This is a genomic window from Ruminococcus sp. CAG:379, from assembly GCF_000434255.1.
In the GTDB taxonomy this organism is placed as follows: domain Bacteria; phylum Bacillota; class Clostridia; order Oscillospirales; family Ruminococcaceae; genus Ruminococcus_F; species Ruminococcus_F champanellensis.
The window spans coordinates 19,511-23,272 of the sequence record NZ_FR894926.1 but is presented as its reverse complement, the minus strand read 5'-3'; the positions used below and the strand labels follow the sequence as shown (position 1 = coordinate 23,272).

Genomic DNA, 3,762 nt, shown 5'->3' with positions numbered 1-3,762 from the left:
CCTGGCTCGCCATCTGGCGGCTGCTGCGGTGCAATCCCTGGAGCAAGGGTGGATTCGATCCTGTGCCGCAGAAGTTTGATATTCTGGGGAGGCATACGCCGGCGGATTTTCCGCAAGACAATGAGTAAGGCGAGTGCCACAGGAGGTCAATTTGTTCGATTTGATAGCGATCCCACTGGGTTGGATCATGAAAGTGGTCTACGAGGTGGTCAAGGATTACGGCGTATCCATTATTATCTTTACCCTGATTATTAAACTGCTGACCTTCCCGGTCAACTACAATCAGCAAAAGAACATGGCAAGAATGCAGGTCATCAACCCCAGGCTTGCCAAGCTGAAGAAAAAGTACCCCAACAATCCTCAGAAGGTGCAGGAGGAGCAGTATCGCATCTACCAGGAGGAAGGCATCAACCCCATGGCAAGCTGTCTGCCCACCCTGCTGACCATGCTCATCATCATGGGCGTGTGGCGTGTGGTATGCTGTCCGTTGACCCACATTCTCGGCCTTGGCGGGGATGTGTCCCAGGCGCAGACCCTGCTGACGGACTGGCTCACCCAGAACAGTATTACGGAAAAGGCGTTGTCCTCCCGTCCGGAGCTTGTGATTTTGAAATATGCCAAGTCCAACCCGGATATTTTCAGCAGCCTGCCCGGCTTTACTGATACCATCCACGGCTTCAACTACACGGTGCTGCGGCTGATCGACCTGGGCGCACAGCCCTCCCTCAGTCCGGATGGGGGCTGGACGGCAGCGAATCTTGCCCTTGCCAGCATTCCTTTTATCTCCGGTCTGCTGCAGCTGGGCATGACCATTTACACACAGGTTCGCCAGAAGAAAATGAACCCGGATGCTCCCAGCATGGGGGGCATGAACGCAATGCTCTACATTATGCCCATCTTCTCCGTAGTGCTGGCGTTCTCCATGCCTGCCGGCGTGGGCTTCTACTGGGTATTCTCCTCCCTGTTCAGTCTGATCCAGACTGTGGCGTTGAACCATTACTTTACACCGGAGCGTTCCGCCCGGATCGCCGCAAAGGCAAGGGAAAAGGCAAGCCGGAAAAAGCCCGGGCTGTACCAGAGAATGATGGAACAGCAGCAGACTATGATGGCGGAGCAGAACGGAGATAACCGCCGTGCTGTGATGCAGCGGAGTGCCGCCAACCGTGTGGATTACTCCGATGAGGAGGAAGCTGAAGGCATGAGCCGTGCCGAGCTGCAGGAATACAACCGGCAGCGGATCAACGAAGCCAGAAAGCGGATGGAAGAAAAGTATTCCAATGATCAAACCGAGTAAACCGTCAATACCGCACAGCTTTTGTGCGGTGTTGTCATACATACCGGACATATTATTCTGAAAGGGGGGAGATGGCGCCGCCCAGCGGATACGCCATCTATCATTGGTATGATTGAGATTTTTACAGCAAAAACCGTGGAGGAAGCCCAGGAACAGGCAGTCAGCGCATTCGGCGCACCGGCTTCCCAGATCCGGTTTGAGATCTTAGAGCAGCCACGCCGGGGTCTGTTCGGCAAGCTCAAGGGCGAGGCAAGAGTCAAGGCAGAGTACGAGCCCATGATGCAGCAGACTCCCGTCCGGGAGGCGCCAGCAGCCCCTACTGCCCCCGTACCCCAGCAGCCTGCGGCACCGGCAGAAGAACCGGCCGTGCAGCCTGATGCAGTACCCGTTGCGGAAACTGTTCCGGAAACCCCGGAGGCAGCCCCTGCGGAGGAAGCTGTCCCTGCGGAATTGACAGAGGAGCAAGCCGCAAAGGCAGAGCATGCAAGAAGCTACGTTGCATCCATCCTCCGGAGCATGGGTCTGTCGGATGCATCCACTATGACAGTCACCGAAAGCGGCGTGACCCTGACCTTTGACGGGGATGGCAGCGGTACCATCATCGGCCGCCGGGGGGAGACCCTGGATGCCCTTCAGTACCTGGCTTCCATGGTTTCCAACAAGGGGGACAAGGACTATTTCCGGATTACCATCGACAGCTGCGGCTATCGGGAAAAGCGCCGCAAGACGCTGATTGAGCTTGCCAAGAAAATCTCCAAAAGCGTGCTGCGTACCGGACGATCCACCACTCTGGAGCCTATGAACCCCTATGAGCGCCGGATCATTCACTCCGCAGTGTCGGAAATTGAGGGCGTCACCTCCCATTCCACCGGTGAGGAGCCTTACCGGAAGGTCATCATCTCCAGCACCAACCCCCGGAAGGGCGGCGAGCGCCGGAGCAGAAACGACCGTGACCGCCGCCGGAAAAATCCGGAAGGGCCGAGAAAGCTGGATCTTGCCACCAGCTTCGAGAAGGACTACAAGCGCCCCAAGCCGGAGGATGAACTGAACGCCGGCTTGTACGGAAAAATCGAATTTTAAGCGGACTTCGGTTCGCCGAAAACGGGCGGCACTTGCCGTCCATTTTTGTGTAAAGGAGCAGCCTATGTCAACCATTGCAGCCATCTCCACCCCCAACGCCGTGGGGGGGATCGCCGTGATCCGGGTTTCCGGTCCGGATGCGCTTACCGTTGCGGCGCGTGTGTTCACCCCTGCCAACGGCAAGCCTGTGTCCGGCATGGCGGGCTATACCTGTGCATACGGCACTGTCCGGGATCAGGATGGAAACCCGGTGGATGACGTGGTTCTGACGGTGTTTCGTGCCCCCCACAGCTACACCGGGGAGGATACGGCGGAGCTGTCCTGTCACGGGGGGCTGTTCCTGTCCCGGCAGGTGCTGCGGCTTTGCTTTGCCGCCGGGGCGGAGCCTGCCCAGCCCGGAGAATTCACCAAGCGTGCCTTTCTGGCTGGCAAGTTGTCCCTGACCCAGGCGGAATCCGTCATGGATCTGATCTCCGCCCAGGGGGATGCACAGCTTCGGTGCGCCCGTTCCCTCCGGGAGGGGGCTGTGTTCCGGCGGATCCACAGCTGTACGGATCAGCTGGTGGTGCTGCTCAGTGATCTGGCGGCATGGGCGGACTATCCGGAGGAGGACATTCCCAGCGTGGAACCGGATGCTCTGGACGCATCCCTTACCGCTCTGCATGCAGACCTGTCTGCTATTGCATCCACCTACGACTATGGCAGGATCCTCCGGGAAGGCATCAACACGGTGATCGTGGGGCGCCCAAACGTGGGAAAATCCACGCTGATGAATCGGCTCAGCGGCTTTGAGCGGAGCATTGTCACGGATATTGCCGGCACCACCCGGGATGTGGTGGAGGAAAGCGTGCGGCTGGGAGATCTGACCCTGCGGCTGTCGGATACGGCAGGATTGCGGGATACTCCCGACCGGATCGAGCAGCTTGGTGTGGAGATCGCTTATCGGCGGCTGGAGGAGGCGGAGTTGATTCTGGCGGTGTTCGACAGCACTTCTCCCCTGCTGCCCCAGGATCGGGAACTGATTTCCCGGATCGGAAAGCGCCGGGCGGTCGCCATTTGCAATAAAAGCGATGCAGGATCCTCTCTGACCCCGGATGAACTGTCCGCCCACTTTGCCTATGTGATCCCCATTTCCGCAAAAACAGGGGAGGGCATGGAACAGCTCTCGTCCGCCCTGCATGCTCTGTTTCTGTCGGATGCTCCCGACCCCCAGGCTGGGGTACTATCCAACGAGCGGCAGAATCTGTGTGTGGAGCGTGCCATGGAGCACATCTCTGCTGCCATTGCCGCCGTTCGTTCCGGAGAACCTCTGGACTGCGTTACCGTGCTGCTGGATGATGCTGCGAATACGCTGCTGGAGCTGACGGGAGAGCGAGCCACAGAGGCGG

At 58.6% G+C, this 3,762-nt stretch carries 4 protein-coding genes; all 4 read left to right on the top strand.

What is annotated here, in order from left to right; all coding sequences use genetic code 11:
- Positions 1-128, top strand: a 128-nt coding sequence (gene yidD / locus QVO51_RS10355; RefSeq protein WP_288168183.1) for a membrane protein insertion efficiency factor YidD, incomplete at its 5' end; no start/stop codon positions are given.
- 23 nt (positions 129-151) lie between these two features.
- Complete coding sequence (locus QVO51_RS10350) at positions 152-1,294, top strand: YidC/Oxa1 family membrane protein insertase (protein ID WP_022358329.1); 1,143 nt, start codon at positions 152-154, stop codon at positions 1,292-1,294.
- 108 nt (positions 1,295-1,402) lie between these two features.
- On the top strand, positions 1,403-2,374 hold the full coding sequence (gene jag / locus QVO51_RS10345; RefSeq protein ID WP_022358328.1) for an RNA-binding cell elongation regulator Jag/EloR: 972 nt from the start codon (positions 1,403-1,405) through the stop codon (positions 2,372-2,374).
- Between the two features lie 64 nt (positions 2,375-2,438).
- On the top strand, positions 2,439-3,762 hold a 1,324-nt coding region (gene mnmE / locus QVO51_RS10340), incomplete at its 3' end, for a tRNA uridine-5-carboxymethylaminomethyl(34) synthesis GTPase MnmE (protein WP_288168181.1).